Annotated in this window: 13 protein-coding genes; all 13 read right to left on the bottom strand. The window is 55.5% G+C overall.

Going from position 1 to position 16,971, the window contains the following annotated elements; translation table 11 throughout:
* Positions 1 to 390: 390 nt before the first annotated feature.
* Positions 391 to 999: a hypothetical protein gene (locus VEB01_RS02620; protein WP_324872549.1), complete on the bottom strand. Its 609-nt coding sequence runs from the start codon at positions 997 to 999 to the stop codon at positions 391 to 393.
* A 762-nt stretch (positions 1,000 to 1,761) separates the two neighbouring features.
* Positions 1,762 to 2,364: a T3SS effector IpaJ family cysteine protease gene (locus VEB01_RS23275; RefSeq protein ID WP_475441300.1), complete on the bottom strand. Its 603-nt coding sequence runs from the start codon at positions 2,362 to 2,364 to the stop codon at positions 1,762 to 1,764.
* A gap of 374 nt (positions 2,365 to 2,738) precedes the next feature.
* Entirely contained in the window at positions 2,739 to 5,459 is a 2,721-nt protein-coding gene (tssH, locus tag VEB01_RS02610; protein WP_324872547.1) for a type VI secretion system ATPase TssH, read from the bottom strand.
* 131 nt (positions 5,460 to 5,590) lie between these two features.
* Entirely contained in the window at positions 5,591 to 6,646 is a 1,056-nt protein-coding gene (tssG, locus tag VEB01_RS02605; RefSeq protein WP_324872546.1) for a type VI secretion system baseplate subunit TssG, read from the bottom strand.
* Positions 6,610 to 8,490: a type VI secretion system baseplate subunit TssF gene (gene tssF / locus VEB01_RS02600; protein ID WP_324872545.1), complete on the bottom strand. Its 1,881-nt coding sequence runs from the start codon at positions 8,488 to 8,490 to the stop codon at positions 6,610 to 6,612. Before tssF ends, tssG begins: the two co-directional genes overlap by 37 nt.
* A 4-nt stretch (positions 8,491 to 8,494) precedes the next feature.
* Positions 8,495 to 8,998 (bottom strand): type VI secretion system baseplate subunit TssE, encoded by a 504-nt coding sequence (gene tssE / locus VEB01_RS02595; RefSeq protein ID WP_324872544.1) that lies wholly within the window; start codon positions 8,996 to 8,998, stop codon positions 8,495 to 8,497.
* Between the two features lie 12 nt (positions 8,999 to 9,010).
* The gene (locus VEB01_RS02590; RefSeq protein WP_324872543.1) at positions 9,011 to 9,811 is read right to left on the bottom strand and encodes a type VI secretion system accessory protein TagJ; all 801 of its coding nucleotides are present in this window, start codon (positions 9,809 to 9,811) and stop codon (positions 9,011 to 9,013) included.
* A gap of 70 nt (positions 9,812 to 9,881) precedes the next feature.
* On the bottom strand, positions 9,882 to 10,364 hold the full coding sequence (locus VEB01_RS02585; protein WP_324872542.1) for an Hcp family type VI secretion system effector: 483 nt from the start codon (positions 10,362 to 10,364) through the stop codon (positions 9,882 to 9,884).
* Positions 10,365 to 11,013: 649 nt separating this feature from the next.
* Positions 11,014 to 11,661 (bottom strand): hypothetical protein, encoded by a 648-nt coding sequence (locus VEB01_RS02580; RefSeq protein WP_324872541.1) that lies wholly within the window; start codon positions 11,659 to 11,661, stop codon positions 11,014 to 11,016.
* A 607-nt stretch (positions 11,662 to 12,268) separates the two neighbouring features.
* Positions 12,269 to 13,765, bottom strand: coding sequence for a type VI secretion system contractile sheath large subunit (gene tssC, locus VEB01_RS02575; RefSeq protein WP_324872540.1), 1,497 nt, complete (start codon positions 13,763 to 13,765; stop codon positions 12,269 to 12,271).
* Between the two features lie 3 nt (positions 13,766 to 13,768).
* Positions 13,769 to 14,299 carry a type VI secretion system contractile sheath small subunit gene (gene tssB, locus VEB01_RS02570; protein WP_324872539.1) on the bottom strand — a complete coding sequence of 177 codons (531 nt, stop codon included), beginning with the start codon at positions 14,297 to 14,299 and terminating at the stop codon, positions 13,769 to 13,771.
* A gap of 55 nt (positions 14,300 to 14,354) precedes the next feature.
* Complete coding sequence (gene tssA / locus VEB01_RS02565; RefSeq protein ID WP_324872538.1) at positions 14,355 to 15,398, bottom strand: type VI secretion system protein TssA; 1,044 nt, start codon at positions 15,396 to 15,398, stop codon at positions 14,355 to 14,357.
* Between the two features lie 126 nt (positions 15,399 to 15,524).
* Positions 15,525 to 16,925 carry an autotransporter outer membrane beta-barrel domain-containing protein gene (locus tag VEB01_RS02560; RefSeq protein ID WP_324872537.1) on the bottom strand — a complete coding sequence of 467 codons (1,401 nt, stop codon included), beginning with the start codon at positions 16,923 to 16,925 and terminating at the stop codon, positions 15,525 to 15,527.
* Positions 16,926 to 16,971 lie beyond the last annotated feature (46 nt).

The raw sequence follows: 16,971 nt of genomic DNA, 5'->3' as shown, positions 1-16,971 counted from the left end.
CGCCGATATATACATGTTTTTGAGCCGCCAAAATCGGAAAGAGGATACGCCATTCATTCTCCGTGACTGCTAATCGGTTCGCCATTTCGTAAATGGCGAGCGACTTCGCCGGAGAGCTCCCGAAATGTCAACAGAACCTAGCACTCTTGAAATAAGCCGCAAAAGCGATTTTTGCGTACTCCAGGCAAGTGGCCATCGGCAAGTCCCCCAGTCGAAGTCAAATCCCCCGGCATTGCGGGGAAATACTCTAATTATTTACGACAACCCGTTTTCCGGGCTTTTCTTCACACGCTTCGTAAACCGCTCGGCAATCTGTCTAGATTCCTACATGCGTCCGGCCGGGTTAGCATTGTTGAAAAGGTCATACGGTCCACCCGGTGGAAGGCCGTTTCAGAAGACGCGCGTCGTATCCCGTAGGTAAAGGATCGGATTGAACTTGCTCATATCCTTGTAATAACGATGTACATAGAAATGCCAATCGTCGATACCATCCGGACGGATACCGAATGTCGTTGACTTGAGCACCAAATCCCCATCTACGTCGCGCATATATTCAAGAGGGCTTATCACGGAAACTTGACCGCTCCCGTGCTTGTGTTTCAACAGATTTGATTGCATTTTCCGCTGTTCGGCGCGTGCCTTGTCCATGCCGAGTGCTTGCTCGAGGCCTGACCCGTAGTTCGCCGAATTCACATGGGATATGACCCGGGTACCGTGACCGCCATCGGTGCCCACTCCGAGACTGCAACCGTCCATAGTCGCCGTGAACATGAAGCGGGCCATGCGCCCGACAGTGACGGAATGCAGCTCGTTCGCTCGGTAAGGGCACCAATACGCGATAATGCTTGACAAGGTATTGGCCGGTACAAGTTTGTAAACCGGCAGTACGCTTCCAAGCTTCTTTCCGACTACTCCCCTGTGTGGCTGCAGAGTGAAGGTTTTGATACCTGGATTGATGTCACCATTGAACTCGGACGTCAAAAGAATATTGTTTTCCAAAAACGACAATGGATCGGAAAGAAAGTCTCTGACACACATACTTCACTTCACCTCAATAAATTTTTCTATTCAAACGTTTCACCGCCCGGATGCCAGCTCACTCAACCCTATCCCCAAACGCCCCCTTCCTCACCTTTCAATGCCGTTAAGTTGCGCTCCGTATGTCGTTCCAATCGCAAACGGTCGCTTGAGTCGCGACCCTTCCAATCGCAAACGGCGTCTTCGGGAGCGCCGAAGCCGCCCTTCCAATCGCAAACGGGCCTTTGTCGGCCCCTTCCAGCAGGGAATGCCGGAACCCAAAGGCCAAGGATGGCATCGGGTCGGAGCACATTCTTGTGCGCTGGATGCCCCCACAAATCCGCCCGGAGCGGATTTACTTGTCTGTTCCCTGATACTCGCCCCTCGGGCCGCACTTCGTGCGTTCAAATTTGTTCCCGGCATAGTTGTGCATTTATCCAAAGGGCGCCGGGCAGGAATGTTCAGCGTGAATCCCTGCCCGCATGACGGCTTAACTTAATGGCGTTATCCCACCTTTTCACATGCACCCGGGCTACGGGTTTCCCTTCCATCATCCTTGTCAAGAACTCCTCGCCGATCTTCAGCGATACCGTACAGGTGAGGATCGCGTCGTTCATGCGCTGTTTTCGAATTCCGTGCAACGACTGGTTATCACCAAACAGCTTGGATGGAACGCGGTAAAATCCGGGACAATTAGAGCCGCAGCCATCCCCGATTCCGCAAGCTTCATCCGGGCAATGCCGGCTATCGGCTGACAATAATGGAAATGCCGGTGCCATGCATTCCGTTATAGGCTTTATCGACCGCAATGCTTGGTTTGTCGTTTCCATCGCCGGGCTCCATGACCGTACCGTTTGGACGAACCATTACACAATGCATGGCGCCTATTGTTTTGATAGGCCCGCAGAGATCCTGCCACTCGGCAAGTATCTTCAGTTCTCTCTCGTCATTCGCGAGCACATGGGTGGATGAGCCGTCTGTTCTATTTTCGTAAGCCGGATGGTTTCTGATCCTATTCCACTCATTCCCGTAGAAGATTTTAAGCGCGGCCACTGTCCACGAGGAGTAAACCAGGAGGCGTACATTTAAACCTAGATGATCCGCGCAATTGGCAATGTCCGAAGGCATCGAGTAACCCCAGTGTCCAGCGTCCAGCCTGTTCGGATTATTGCTGGTCCATTGGTAGATCCTTTTCTGGCAATCGTTCGTAATCAATAACGGTTCATCGGCTCTCCAAAGGCAATAATTTGGATGTCGCGGAAGGTTATTTACACCCAGTTCATCGGCCGCGCACAATAAGCTCGTCGCAGCGCAGGAATTAGGAAAGCGTTGCCGTTGTCTAGTCATTTTGAGCCCCCTCTTCTATATCCCCGAAAGTTGCATTGATTAATATCGGTTATCATGCGCCGCCATGGCGATGCTTCCATTGTTCGCCGGTAGATTTGGACTTTGTAGCCATACCGCTTATCTTCATCGAGCGCAATCCCGTCGCGCCGGCTGATTTCCTAATAACACCGCCGACGCCGTCATATAATCCGGTGTGAATTACGTTAACGGTTGGCCAGGGACGATGCGCCAATGTCGCCGTCTCTCAAATTGGTAGGGTCGAACTTTGGGCCTTGCATGTTCAAACCTTTCCCCCCACAAGCGCACTTTTTGTTGATACAGGAATAGCCTTTCGGCTTTTTATTAAGTTTTGCCCGATTCTCGCCTTTCGCCGTCTACTCGAACCCATACCCGAACTCCCCATTCTCTACCGTCACATGCACCCGGGCTATGGGGTTCCCTTCCATCATCCGCGTCAGAAACTCCTGGCTGATTTTTGGTAATACGGTATTGGTGAGAATTGCGTCGATCATGCGACCGCCGCTTTCAAGTTCCGTGCAGCGGGTGGTAATCAGCTTGATGACTTCGTCGTCGTAGGTAAATGGAACTTTGTGGGCTTGCTCGACACGCTTTTGGATTCGGCCGAGCTGCAACCTTGCGATGGTGCCAATCATCTCGTCGCTCAGAGGGTAATAGGGAATCACCACCAGGCGTCCCAAGAGCGCCGGCGGAAAGACCTTGAGCAGGGGCTCGCGCAGAGCCTTTGCGATACCTTCGGGCTCCGGCATCAAGTCCGGATCCTTGCACAAGTTCATGATGAGATCGGTGCCGGCGTTGGTGGTCAAAAGAATCAGCGTGTTCTTGAAGTCGATCATCCGTCCCTCGCCGTCCTCCATCCAGCCCTTGTCGAACACTTGGAAGAAAATTTCGTGGACGTCCGGGTGGGCCTTTTCCACCTCGTCCAGCAGCACCACGCTATACGGCCGGCGTCTCACCGCCTCGGTCAGTACCCCGCCTTCGCCGTAGCCGACATAACCCGGAGGAGCCCCTTTCAGGGTGGAAACCGTATGAGCTTCCTGGTACTCGCTCATGTTGATGGTGATGACGTTCTGTTCGCCGCCGTACAGGGCTTCGGCCAAAGCGAGAGCGGTTTCCGTCTTGCCGACGCCCGAGGTGCCCGCCAGCATGAAGACACCAATGGGTTTGTTGGGATTGTCGAGGCCGGCACGGGAGGTCTGAATCCGCTTGGCGATCATCTCCAGCGCATGGCGCTGACCGATGATGCGTTGCTCCAAGGTATCCGCCAGCTTGAGCACGGTCTCGATCTCGTTTTTGACCATGCGGCCGACGGGTATGCCGGTCCAGTCCTGCACCACGGAGGCCACCGCTTGGGCATCAACGGTGGGGAGAATCAGAGGGTGCTCGCCCTGTAAAGTGTGCAACTCGGACTGCAAATCCTTGAGCTCCGCGAGAAGCCCGTCGCGGCTCGGCCGGCTACCGTCCGAAGCGTCACTCGGTTCCGAGGCTTTTTCCAGATCGCTGCCGGTGCCTTCAACCTTGCCGGTCTGCTCCCGAAGCGCTTTGCGCAGATTCAGGATCTTGTCAACCAAGGCTTTTTCCGCATTCCAATGCTCCTCCAACTCGGCAAGCCGCCCGCGTTCCGCCTCCAGTTTCGCCGTTGCTTGGGTTTGACGGGCGGCAGTATCGATACCCATCGAACGTTCCCGGCCGATAATATCGAGCTCCGTTTCGAGCGCCTGGATTCGTTTACGGCAATCGTCCACCTCGGCCGGCACCGCATGCTGGCTGATGGCGACTCGCGCGCAGGCGGTATCCAGCAAGCTCACCGCCTTGTCGGGCAACTGGCGGGCCGGAATATAACGGTGGGAAAGCCTAACGGCAGATTCCAGCGCCTCGTCCAGAACCTGAACCCGGTGGTGCTTTTCCATCACGGAAACCACGCCGCGCATCATGCGAATGGCTTTCTCCTCGCTCGGTTCATGCACCTGAACCACCTGGAAGCGGCGGGTCAAGGCCGGGTCCTTTTCGATATGCTTTTTGTACTCCGCCCAAGTGGTCGCCGCGACGGTGCGAAGATTTCCGCGCGCCAGGGCTGGCTTCAACAGATTCGCCGCGTCTCCGGTACCAGCGGCTCCGCCGGCGCCGACCAAGGTGTGCGCTTCGTCGATGAACAGAATGATCGGCTTGGGTGAGGCCTGAACCTCCTCGATAACCTGCCGCAGACGATTTTCGAACTCGCCCTTCATGCTCGCGCCCGCCTGCAGAAGCCCCACGTCCAAGGTGCGAAGGCTGACATCCCGAAGCGGCGGCGGAACGTCGCCGGCAACGATTTTCTGCGCGAACCCCTCTACGACGGCGGTTTTGCCGACGCCGGCCTCTCCCGTCAGGATAGGATTGTTCTGGCGGCGACGCATGAGGATATCGATGACCTGGCGAATTTCTTCGTCGCGGCCGACGATGGGGTCCATCTTTCCCTGCCGGGCTTGTTCGGTCAGATCGACGGTGAATTGCTTGAGCGCCTCTTGCTTGCCCATGGCGGCAGGCGCCATGGCTCCGCTCGCTTCGCCCGGAACCGCACCGCCGCCGGCCTGGAATCCATCGGTCGCGGCCAACCCTTCCTCGGGCGAACCGGTAAGAAGCGCGTCGAAACGGTCGGTCAAGGCATCGAGACCGATCTTGTCGAACTCTTTCGAAATTCCGATGAGCTCGCTGCGCAATCCGCGTGTCTTCAGAACGCCCACGACCAGGTGTCCGGTGCGGACTTGGCTCTCGCCGAACATCAATGTTCCGTAGACCCATGCCCGCTCCACGGCTTCCTCCACATGGGCGGAGAGATCAGAAATCGAGGTCGACCCTCGCGGCAGCCGATCCAGCGCATCGGTCACATCTTTGGCGAGGCGCCCCGGTTCGACTCCGAACTGCTTGATGATGCGGTGGAGGTCGGAATCCTGAAGCTGAAGCAATTGATGCAGCCAATGCACCAATTCAACGTAGGGATTCCCCCGGAGCTTGCAAAAGACGGTCGCGCTCTCGACAGCCTTGTAACAGACTCTGTTTAGCTTGCCGAACAATTTAACTCGGCTGATTTCTCCCATGAATGGCTCCCCCTCGTGTCTTTCGATTATCTATGGTTGGTACTAAAGCTTGCGCCGAGCATCGAGAAGTCTAGCTCGTAGGCGCGATCGCATCTGAAAACGGTCTCAGCCCCCGTTTTGCAAAAAGGTCCTCAAAAAGCCGCTCCCGCAGACATCTGACCGTTCCCGACTCCCCGGACATAAGGATTCAACAACAAATCGTCGGCATCGTCCTCGCTCGCTCTATCACCCAGCCACGTGGTCCATCCCAGTTGTGCAGATCCATTCAGCATTAGCGACGGCACTTCCTCCGCACGAAGAATCAGGTTCGCGCTCCACACCAGCTCTTGGCCGATGTAGTTGCGGACGAGGGCCACCAATTCCACCAAACTCGCGCCGCCCGGCAAAAACGCCCGGTACTCGTCGAATCCCAGGGGTCCCAAGACGACGCAAAACTTATGCTGACAGCCCCAAACCCGCGCCCCGATGACTGCCGATAACCCGAGTGCGCCGATCTGCGGCGACTTTCCGAGCTGGAACCGATCGTCTTCGGGAATATCCATCCACTCGCCGATAAACTCCCGAATGGAGACCGCCGTGTTGAAAAACGACTGAATGATCGCGGACAAGCCATCGGCGTGCTTGGTCTGGCAAGCCAAGAGCCCCGACAGAAAGCGTTTGGCCCGATCGGGCATGGCGTCGCGGTTCTGCAGAGACGGCAAGCCAAGACCGACCAGGCACTCTAAGTAGAAGGCAAAGCTATCCGACTCCGGTCTATCGAAACTCACGCTCGGTCGAACATTCGCCCAGGACCGATAAAACAGGGACAACATTCGGTGGTGAAAAACATCCGCGAAGCGAGCGAACGTCGAATCGTTGTGGTGGTGCAGGCGCTCCCGCGCGTATTCGGTCAAGTGGAGCGGCAGCGGACCATTGGGACCGAAAAGCCCGAGAAACCGTACGGATAAATCAGCCGGCCGGCCGTCTCCGCCGGGAGTGAACGACGCCAAGGCGGATGGGGCAAAATCCAGTTCGGGCACCTGGCGCAGCCGAATCGGCTCGTCGGCGATCGTCAGCGAAGTCCCCAATCTCGGTTTTGCGGCAAAACGGCATTCGATAAGCCGCAAGAGTTGAAAAAAATCGAACTCGTAGGCTTCGCGGGCTGCCTGGCTCAAATCGTGTGGCGTCTTCCGATCCTCGGCGGCCATCGCATGATAACTCCTCTGTCACTAGTGCTTATCGATGTTTCGGTAAACGAATTGATCGACGCATAGCGTGCGAAGAATTGCTCCAGTACCGCACCGATCAAAAAGACGCCACTTCCTTCGAACGCCGCCTCGTCGAAGTTCACGGTTATCCCGAGTCCACGGCCGAATACGATGGGACCCTGCGAATCTATCCTCCTGACCTTGTTCTCGGCACGGACGGATAAGACGCCCTCGATCTGCTTGCGTACCGCGCCGTCATGCCAATCCGCGTACAGAGATAACAGCTCCCGTAAAGCCAGCGCCCCCTCGTGCGAACTGCTGTCGCACAGAGAAAGATAGTTCAGCGAGAGATGGCTGATCAATTGCCATGCCGCGGTTCCGTCGGCCATGGCCGGCCGCGGCTTTGTCGGCCCCGCCAGACATCGGATCGACCGCACCGGGGCACCGATCTGCAGCGTAAAGTCGGTGTCACTCACCCCAACCGGCATCAGCAGCGGTAAATCGCGGTTGGTACATAAGGTTCTGAATCCCAACTGCCTCAAAGTGCTGGAATAAGGTGCCTGATCCGCATCGACGATCGAGATGTAAACTTCCTGGCCGATGTAACTGGAACGCAATCCATGGCGCCGCTGTTTCGACGATAACTGCCGTTTTTCACGGCGCAGGCTGTAATACGCATTTTCGTCGCCGCGGCGATAGGCGTGCTTTGAACCGTAGAACGGCAAAAATTCGACTTCCTGCGCCTGGTCGGATCCATAGCCCGTTACTTCCGTCACCGAATAGACCTCGTAATCCATGGGCCTGGTCCGGTCGGGCACGATGTGGTATTCGTGGTTTGTGGGATTCAGGTGAAGACGGTCCGTCCGCTTCGGAAAGAGATTGATGATTGGGGTGCAGAACAGCGCAAAATGGCTGGCGTTCACCGCGTTGACCAGAACTGGATGGGACCGGTTCAGCAGGATGAAGACATCCAACTCGTCTCCGTCGCAGCGGGCGACCGCCGGCCGCAGATTCCCGAGCTCTACGAACAGGAAGCGCTCCGGAAACGCGAAATATTCGTGCAACAGCCGATAACCCTGGAACGAGCGCGGCGCGAACGGCAACAGCGACTCGTTGTCCTCGAATCCCATGCGCGCGACCGGTTCGCGATCGATAATCTGACACCAAGGAGAAGGCGGTTGAGCGGCCGGTTGCGCCGCAACAGCGATGGTATTAGCCAAAATCTGCTCGTAAAGTCTCGCCGGCAGTTCCCCCGAACCGCGTAGGAAAAGCGGCAGCCGAGTAAGCGTCAACTTGCTGAACGTCAACCCGGCCGTAGTCTTTAGCCGCACGCGAATGGCTGCTTTTAGCCCGGATACGCTGGACACGCCCATGTTGGCGACGGCACTGGGATTGGATAGGTACTCCGCCTCGACGAGCTGAAGAGGCCATAGCGTTAGATCGTGGGCCGTTCGATACTCGCAGGCCGTTTGTTCCCCTTTGGCGATCTGGCTTCTAACCGCCGTTCCCCGTGGAATCGAAAACCCGTCTACTAAGGATCCCTCGCTGAGATCGGGTTGCAGTTGGGCTACGGCCATTGAGGGCGTCGGCGCTAGATAGTGCGGGTAAACGATGTCCAAGAGATGTTGGGTGAACGTGGGGAATTCGGCGTCGATCTTGAGCTGGACGCGCGCCGCGAGAAAAGCGAAACCCTCCAGCAGCCGTTCGACATAGGGGTCCGCGCACTCGAACTCTTCCAACCCCAAACGGGAGGCAATCTTGGGATATTCCTTCGCGAATTCGGAGCCCATCTCTCGAAGATGCTGCAACTCCCGGTTGTAGTACTTGAGCAATCGTGGGTCCATGGTATCAGCCGCTCAGGTCCCGCAGGCTCGCATCACCCGTTTCGATATCGATTTCGGTGCGGATATAGAGATGTACGGGCAACGGCTGCGCCCACAGCTCGCCCTCGATATCGAAACTCATCGCCTGATGGTTCATCTTATCTTCGGCAGCCGTGACCGTAACCTTCAAGGAATGGGGAATAATTCGGGGTTCGAAATTCTGAATGGCCTGTTTCAGCCGTCTCTCTATGGCCGAGGTGTCTGCGCCCGTGATCGTGGTTCCGGATAAATCCTTCAATCCGAAGTTAACGACGGATTTCGCCACCTCCGGATACTGCTCCAGGCTTAGGAGACTCTCCAGCGAGCGGGCGTTGAGCAGCCAACTCATATCGCGAAGAACCGATTGACGCAGTTTTTGCACTGATAAAACTCGTTTTTCTCGAGACTCTTGCCGCTCGCCCGGTGCGTCGTCGGTCAGCCGATCGAGAAGGGACGGCTGCAGGCGCTCTTTTTGGGTCAGTTCAGCCATGATGGATTCGGATCACCCGGACACCGGGTCGAAATCGATTACCCTGCTGTCCAGCAGCGAAAAATCGTCTTGGTCCGTCGTCAGTATGCGTTGTCCCATACCGTGATACACACCCTCGACGACTTCTGTCCACTGGGTCTTGCGCGCCAATCGGATTGCCGCGTCATCCGATAGTTCCGATTCCGGATAACGGGTTGGAATAAAACCGACGGCTTCCCCGCCATTCGCCCAGGTAAAGTGCGCCGGTAGCCAAACAAGGTCTCGCAGGTCTGTCGGAGGTGTAATTTCGACTCGCTTTATCCTGTGAAACGGAATCCAGTAATACTGCCCTTTGACAATGAGCTCGAGCATCGGGCCCAAGCGGCTGTCGGCGTCTGCAATCCAGGCGAAAGGCTCGCCGTCCAGACTCCCGGAAACGGCAGGCGCCTGCTCGAACGCCTTCTCCTGGAGGGACCTCGCTTCGGCGTGCTGCCCCGAGACGGACAGCCTCAGCCCTTCAAGGAGCAGAGCCATCCAGGCTTCGGGATTACCGAACACCAAGGGCGACCGTCGCGCCGCGAACACGTCGGCTCTGACCCGTTCGCATTCCAGGACCTGGCGATAGGTTTGCACCATGCCTAAGGCACTGGCATCGAGGTCATGCAAAACGTCCAGTTGGTTCGATGCGCGAGTCCAATCGCCCAAAACGGTCAATAGCTGGAACAGGAAGATTCTATGCTTGCCGGTCGCCGGCTCCTGACGAACCTGTTGCTGAACGATGCGCAATGCCTCGTCGAGATTCCCGGCGCGTAAAGCATCTTGAGCTTTTTCCATGGAGCTGGTCTCGCCTCTATAGAACAAAACAAACGGAGGGCACACGGCCCTCCGCCCCCAAATCGCCGGTTTAAACGATCTCGTTTTTCATGAGGTTCCAGCCCTTGGTCTCTCCTTTCTTGGCTGTGCCGCCCTCGTCGAAGCTGCTGTAGGTGATCTTGAACTCGTTGAAGCTGATTGAAATGGATTCGCTCGGACGGTCGCCCCCACTCGAAGCGGAATACGAGCTGATAATCGCATCCGCCAGAATGATCTCCAAATAAACCTGCCCCTTGGCGTCGGTGCCGCCTGTCTGGATAAAATGGATCGTGCAATCCCCCAAGCTCTTGCCGCAAACGGCCTGCCGCCACAACTCGGTGGAAGCGACGTCCATGCTCTTGGAGATCGTGACTTCGGAAAACGACGGATTGCTGGTGTCCCGGTCCTTGCCGACGCCACTGGTGGAAATCGCGCGGCCGACTCCGAATTGTAGAGAATCAACGGTTATCCAATCGGTATGACTGGCTACGGTAGAGTCGCCTTTAATTTCTGTACCAAATTTCATCAAGATCATTGTTTTTCCCCTTGTTGATTAATAAATAAAGCCGGGAGGTCTTTGTCCTCGGGGCACAACCCGAACCTTTTTCTTGACACTTGAGCCCCCGACATTCTTGGACCTAGGCCGGGCATATCCGGCCGTCTAAGTCTTCGAATTCGCTATCGATCGCCCACTTCGAAGTGGTAACGACCATCAAACCATCGTCTATCTGACCGCAGCTCATTTCGGAGCGGCATTCGCCCGTTGTCGAACCGCGCACCCTTCTCAAAAGCATCCGTCATGGATTCTGGCGGCCCGACTTCAATTCCTTATTTTTCCCAAAGCCCGTAGCCGGTTCACGCAGCGGTGGTCCCGGATTATTGGACAGAATTTTCCCGGAGCTGCCAGGGCTATCTTGGACTTAAAGGCCGCCGACTGATTTCTTCTCTTTTGCTTCATCTTCTGTACTCAGGTTTCTGCCCCTTATGGAGCGGTGCTTAGAACAGAAACTTCATTTATGCGGCTGTCCGATTTTCCGGGGCCAGCTCTTCGTAAAACCGCGTCCGATGCACCAGACAGAATGAATTCCGTTACCCAACCCAGGCGTTTTTCCGATTCCTCGGCTTTCAAATTTTGAATTGACGGCCTTCCCGCCCAAGGTCAGCGGATGAACACGGATTAAGGCCTAACGCTGTCGCTGAGCTTGTTCTTCGGCAAGGCTGCCTGCCGCCTTCAGCTTTTCGAGTGCGGATCTCACCGCTTGCACAGCACATCCGAGCGACTGGTCTGCTGGAGACTGGGGCTTGGCAACAGCCGGAGCCATGTTCTTCAGTGCCTCGGTAGCGGTTTGGACGCGTTTTGTAGAACGTTGTAACATAATGTTAGCGCCAAAGTTTCTGGGGAAATCTGTCCCTATCGGACTACCGTCACCATTGAGGTGGAGAGTGACGTCGGAGTTGTTAGCATCCAGGTCTGCCCCAAGGTCAGCGATTAACACCTCTGGTGTCGACGACTTACTGTCTTCTGCCATGGTCATTATCAATCGTTCGGGATGGCCTTCGGGGAAACGTACCCAGCCGAAGCGGTCACCCGGCACTGAACGCCAGTATTTCTCGAAACTTCTCAATAAGTAGCCACTGGTCCCCACGGTACTTTTCCCATAATTAGGATCAGCCGCCCAATCAAGAAATAATTTCCACAGCAGCCTATTCTCATACCTGTCAATGTCCTTAGCGGCGTCGTATATCACCGGCGGTAATATGCTTGCTGGTGTAAAACCTTGACTTTTACAAATCGTGTAAACAACCCAACCACGCTCTTTCTTAATTTGCATACTCTTTTTTTTCCCTTGTACTAGAAATAAATAGCCACCTATCCATGTACGGTTACGCCTAACTAAATATCAATAACAAAAAACTTATCAGACGCCATATCCATAATTGCCATCCGTTGTCGAAACTTAACTCCGCTTCGTTCATCGGATGCCTTCTATATGGCAACTTCGATGCCACATTCCAGAATATTATTTATATCATTGATTTCACAATGATATTTCCAATATCCACCTATAACTCCATCTCTACGATGGCATGGATTATTACGATATGACGTACGCATGCGATATTTCGTAAAAGACATGTGGGATTAGCGAATGTAGTCAAGGGTAAGAAAATTAAAGATCGAGATTGGACGCTACAATCACCGAGCGAAGAAGGTTGTAACGGGGCAAATTCGACAGCGTGATTATCCGTCTCGTGCTATAGCCTCCAATCTTAGATGCGTAGCCGGTGTTCTTCGAAGCTGTTGGCAAGTGGTTAATCGGACGTAAATCCGGGAGCGGCAGCGCTCAAAATTCTCACCCGGTCCATATGGGTTTCGTTTTCTCGCGCGCGCCGCTCCCAGCCTATGCCGTTGGCACCGGCTTCCAAACAGTTTTTTCGCTAACCGCCCTTCTGAGAGGGCAGCTTCGAAGTCAGCCTCAAGGAAACGGTCAGTCCTTCCAACTGATAGTGAGGGCGCAAGAAAAATTTCGCGCTGTAGTAACCCGGATTTCCCTCGATTTCATCCACCACAACCTCCGCACCGGCCAAGGGGCGCCGCGCCTTGTCCTTGTCCGTGGCTACGGCCGGATTGCTCAACACATACTGGCTGATCCAGCTATTCAACCAGCGCTGCATGTCGTCCCGCTCCTTGAACGAGCCGATCTTGTCGCGGACGATGCACTTCAGGTAGTGCGCGAACCGGCAGGTAGCGAACAAGTAAGGTAGACGAGCCGCCAGGTTGGCGTTAGCCGTAGCGTCCGGGTCGTCGTATTCGGCCGGTTTCTGAAGCGACTGTGCACCGATGAATGCGGCGAAATCGGTGTTCTTCTTGTGCAAGAGCGGCATGAATCCGTTTTTCGCCAACTCCGCTTCGCGGCGATCGCTGATAGCGATTTCCGTCGGGCACTTCATGTCGACACCACCGTCATCGGTCGGAAACGTATGCACAGGCAAACCTTCGACGGCACCGCCCGTTTCGACCCCTCGGATCATCGAGCACCAACCATACAGTTTGAAAGACCGATTGATGTTCGTAGCCATCGCATACGCGGAGTTGGCCCACACGTATTTGCGGCTGTCGGCGGATTCCGTTTCTTCTTCGAAATCGAACTCCTCCACCGGATCGGTTTTTGCTCCGTAGGGCAAGCGCGCAAGAAAACGCGGCATTGCCAGCCCTATGTAGCGCGAATCTTCAGACTCCCTAAGAGAGCGCCAGGCAGCATATTCCGGCGTTTGAAAAATTTTGGTCAAATCTCGAGGATTCGACAGTTCCCCCCAGGAATCCATCTGCATGACGCTCGGCGATGCCGCGGCGATGAAGGGAGCGTGCGCAGCCGCACAAACCTTGCCCATTTCACCCAACAGTTCCACGTCGGGAGGCGTTTGGTCGAAATAATAATCGCCTATGAGACACCCATAGGGCTCGCCACCGAATTGGCCGTACTCTTCCTCATACATTTTCTTAAAGATAGGGCTTTGGTCCCAGGCGGTGCCCTTGAACTTCTTGAGGGTTTTTCCCAATTCCTTCTTTGAGATGTTCATGACGCGGATCTTGAGCATCTCGTCGGTCTCGGTGTTGTTCACCAAGTAATGCAAACCGCGCCACGCGCTTTCCAGCTGCTGGAATTCTTCGTGATGCATGATCGCATTGACCTGCTCCGTGAGCTTGCGATCAAGTTCGGCGATGATTCCCTGAATGGTCTTGATCGCATCGTCGGAAACCTTCGATACGTCCTTCAGTACGAACTGCGCCAAGGTCGATACCGCCGACTCGACGGCTTCCCGCGCCCGATCCGATTTGGGTCTGAATTCCTTGCTGAGCAGCGAAGAAAAGTCCGAGCTTTCTAGTGTACCGACTGCTGCATCGGACTGTTGCTGGGTCTCAAGTTCGGCCATGATTTAACCCTCGTTCGTAGTGGGTTCAGCCGCGGAATCCCCTTCCGGCTTCGGAGAGGACACCAACGTTTGAAGCAGTGCCGGATCATTGATTATTTGAGCGATAAGCTGCTCGGCTCCGGTTTTTCCGTCCATATAGGTGATTAAATTGGAGAGCTGGCTACGGGCTTCAAGCAGTTGCCGCAATCCATCGACGTTGCGGGCAACCGCCGCGGGCGAAAAATCGTCCATGCTTTCGAAAGTGATATCGACGCTGAGATTGCCTTCGCCGGTTAGGGTGTTGGGCACCTGGAAAGAAACCCGGGGCTTCATGGCCTTGAGCCGTTCGTCGAAATTATCGACGTCGATCTCCAAAGCCTTGCGGTCGGCTACCGGGGCCAGGGGCTCTGCCGGCTTGCCCGACAAGTCGGACAAGACGCCCATTACAAAAGGCAGTTGGACCTTTTTCTCGGCGCCGTAAACTTCTACGTCGTATTCAATCTGCACGCGCGGCGCACGGTTACGTGCGATAAATTTTTGGCTACTTTCGGCCACTGTCTATCCTCCTTCTTGAAAATGTCTGATGGACTAGAAAATCGCTAACACTCGGTCATTCCGTATCCCGCCCCTTGATGAGTTCCACCTGAGCCAAACCATCGGGGACCAAATCTTTCAAAATCTCCATAAAGTCTTTTGGAACCAATCTCTTAGCACGATGCAGAAACATGGGAACCGGGCTTGACGGCTCGTGTTTCGCATAATAGTCACAAATGAGGTCTAAAGCGCGGATAACATCCTGTCGACTGCTAATCGCGCCGAGTTGACCGGCGGCGCTGCGAACCCCGGTGTCCTGCCCGGCTACATCTTCCGACCCGGCACCCTCCTCTCCTCCCTCTTGCTGGGTGACACCAATACCCCTTTGTCCCGCATACTCCTTTAACACCTGCTGAATTTCTTTGAGCACATCTCGTAGCGGAGCAAAATTCGGCGCATTTCCGACGCCAACCTGGTCGGTGACGAAATTCTCGATTGTCGTGAGCGTGTTGAAACTTGCGCCGACCGCAGTATAGGTTGCTTCGAGAACCGACACATCGGCATCCATGAACGCTGCCTGAATTGCTGTGATCTCCGGCACCGCGCTGCCGTCGGTCGGTCGCGGCAATTTATCGGTGGCGATCTGCACATCGCGCAGATTGAAACGCCCCAAGGCACGAGATTCGACGAGAGGCACCAGAGAGATCGGACGCACGACCTTGTCGAAATCACATAAGGTCATGAGAATGTTGACACGTTGCGTAGGATCGTTATCGTCGTCGGGATCGAGCTGCGGGTGGATCGAGGGCCAGTAGGCTTGCAGCGCCTCTTGCAGAAGACCAAGGCTTTCCTGCAAACCGACCAATCCTTCGGTATGAAGCAGGGCCTCCGTCAAATACACCAGGAGCCGCAAGTCCCGGGTACGAGAGAGCAACTCGAGGACCTCTTTTCGCACTTCCTTCCAGTTCGGCGGCAGGGCCGACTCGATCCGATTCCCGATTTGCTGTTCCGGCGTGCCTTTGGCCTTCTGCTCCAGCGCGATGAACGCACTATCGTACTGAAGGTCTTCACCGCACGGAGCATCCGGCGACACCTCCGTCAAAAAGGCTTCGATGTTCAACACGCCCAAGTCCCCCCAAATCGTCACAGGCGTTTGTAGAATGCACGTTAAACGTGGTCACGGGTCAAGCCCGATGTTCCGCCCAACTATGCTGCGTTTGGCTTCCCTATTTTTCGCACTTCCCCGTTAAAACTCCAAGCGAGTCCCGAGCGTAAATTTATGGCTTTCGACATCGCGATAGCCCAGCAATAAATCATAGGCTAAAAAAGCCGATATGCCGTGGGAAAACACTCCCGAAACTTCAGCGCCGAACGTGTAGTAATCCCGATCCGGCCCTTGGGTCACGACAGCAAACTGTTGAGCGGCGGGGTCGCCGAGGAAGCTGGCGCCAATCGTCCGCTTGTCGTCCTTGAATTGATGGTGCCATTCGCCGCGCAGCTGCGGCGTGACCACGCCCCAGGGCAAACCGAATGCGTAGGAAATTTGGCTTCCCACCGTGGAAATCAGAGACTGCACGTGCTGCTCGTCGAACCTCATACCCCAGCCGTTGCCTTGCCGCTCGCGATAGGAGTCCACATCCAGACCGATGTATTCCGTTCGCGCATAAGGGGCCAGGGTCAAACCGCCGATGGAATAATCGTAGCCGCCGCCGATGCTGAAGGAATACTGACTACCGCCGGGATTCGCCACGGCCTGGGTATTGATGGTCTCGAATCCCGGCAAGGTGTAACTGATGTTGCGGGTGGTCTCGTAATCGATGCCGCCGAAAGAACCTATCGCATCGATGTGGAACCCCTCCGTCAGGTAGAACGACCCATAAATGGAGCCGGTATAGGCATCGCTGTCCGTGCCACCGGCGGACCGGTCGAAATTCGCGTTGACGCGGGCATAGGTGAACGCCAGGCCGGCGACGAAATTATCCGTGAAACGATAATCAGCACCGCCGGTGAAACCGAAATTCTTGAATTGGAATCCCTTTTGATCGAAGGTCGAATCCACGTCGCCGAAATGATAATTGCCGTCGATCCAGACGCTGAGAGGGCTGAAGGAATCGTCGCCCGCCGCGCCCCCGGTACTAAAGGAATTGCCCAAACCGGCATAAGCGCGATCCGGCAACGAACCGTTCCTGTACGTCTGCAAACTGGCCAGGCCTAAACCAGCATGCAAGGTCGCGAGCCGAGCGCCGATGGTCGAATCCACCAGGGCGACTTGACCAGCGGTTACCCGGGTCGCTGCCGTTCCCTGGTGAAGAATCTGTTCAGGGGAGACTATTTGAAGGACGTTTTCGACGGGCTGGAAGCTGGCGGACGGATTCTGGCTATCCAAAGCGGAAACCGCGGCACCTACGACGGCATCGCAGCGATCTCTGAAATCGACGGAAAGCAACGGATTCCTTTCGGAACAAGCCTCCAGAATGACGTCGGACATGCCGGTCTGGGTCTCATTCAGCGTCGCCGGACTGAACAGGGTGCTCGCCGCCATTAACGGGCTACTGCCGACGGCGCACAACACCGGAGCTATGCGCGCGAGCGAGATGCCGAAAGGCGTCGCCGAGCGAAGCCGCCCATTTCGGGTAACAATCCCCATATCTTTTCCCCCAAGACATTATTGTTTTTTTTAATTTATTCCGGAT

This window comes from Methylocaldum sp., assembly GCF_035627495.1.
Lineage (GTDB): Bacteria > Pseudomonadota > Gammaproteobacteria > Methylococcales > Methylococcaceae > Methylocaldum.
This window is presented reverse-complemented; position numbering and strand designations above follow the sequence as displayed.